This window comes from Flavobacterium xizangense, assembly GCF_054075145.1.
The window spans coordinates 1-240 of the sequence record NZ_JBSIPG010000298.1 but is presented as its reverse complement, the minus strand read 5'-3'; the positions used below and the strand labels follow the sequence as shown (position 1 = coordinate 240).

At 33.8% G+C, this 240-nt stretch carries 1 protein-coding gene; it reads right to left on the bottom strand.

The genetic code is table 11. The features are described from left to right. The coding region (locus ACWA1B_RS23510; protein ID WP_456911104.1) for a hypothetical protein at positions 1–240 on the bottom strand (240 nt) is incomplete at both ends.

The following is a 240-nucleotide window of genomic DNA, read 5'->3' as shown; positions in this document are numbered from 1 at the left end:
CGGACCTTTAAATTCTGGATCAAATTGCAATTCCCAATTTTCGTCTAAAACTTGAATTTTTTCAAATTCAGCAGCTTTTGCTTTCGCTAAAACTTCTTTTGATTCTTCTTTAAAAATCACAAAACCAGATTCGTTAGCTTCTAAAGTCACTGAAACAATTGTTCTCTCATTTTCTATTTTCCAATTGGCTAAAGCCGAAGTTCTATCCGTAACTGGATTGTACCATTGTGGAACTTTTCC